1 protein-coding gene is annotated in these 653 nt (G+C 78.7%); it reads left to right on the top strand.

The window, feature by feature from the left end; all coding sequences use genetic code 11:
* Positions 1 to 138: 138 nt before the first annotated feature.
* Positions 139 to 597: an HNH endonuclease signature motif containing protein gene (locus tag ACFP3V_RS28835; protein WP_380589736.1), complete on the top strand. Its 459-nt coding sequence runs from the start codon at positions 139 to 141 to the stop codon at positions 595 to 597.
* Positions 598 to 653: the final 56 nt, after the last annotated feature.

The raw sequence follows: 653 nt of genomic DNA, 5'->3' as shown, positions 1-653 counted from the left end.
GCGTGCGGGGCGGCGTGCGCGGCGGACGGACCGGCGGGGTCGGCGGTCGGGGCGGCGCAAGGACCCGCGTGCTCGGTGGACGGTCCGGCGGGTGCGGCGCAAGGTCCGGCGCGGTCGGCGGAAGGATCGGTGGGGTCGGTGGGCGGGGTGGCGGTCGGACCGGTGGAGGGGCTGCTGCGGCCGCGGGGCGCGCACACCCACCGCGGCCACCGCCTCACCCGGGCCGAGGCCCGCCGCATCGCCTGCGACTGCACCCTGCGCGCGCTGCTGACCGACCGGCAGGGCCGGCCGCTGTCCATCGGCCGCGCCACCCGCACCGTCCCCGCCCACCTGCGCGACGCCGTCACCGCCCGCGACCGCCACTGCGCCTGGCCCGGCTGCACCCGCCCACCCACCTGGTGCGAGACCCACCACCTGATCCACTGGGCCGACGGCGGACCCACCAGCCTCGACAACCTCGCCCTCCTGTGCGGCACACACCACAGCGAACTCCACACCACCGGCTGGGAACTGCGCATGCACCACGGCCGCCCCGTCCCCGTCCCACCCCAGGACTACCGGCCACCCCCCAACACCCGCCACCCCCACCCCACCTGAACCACCCCACCCCCCGGGGCCGGGAACCCCCCCGCCCCGGGGCACCACCACACCCC

The sequence above is a fragment of the Streptacidiphilus monticola genome (assembly GCF_042658505.1).
Lineage (GTDB): Bacteria > Actinomycetota > Actinomycetes > Streptomycetales > Streptomycetaceae > Streptacidiphilus > Streptacidiphilus monticola.
Note: the sequence above shows the minus strand (reverse complement) of the source record. Positions and strands in the feature narration are given on the sequence as shown.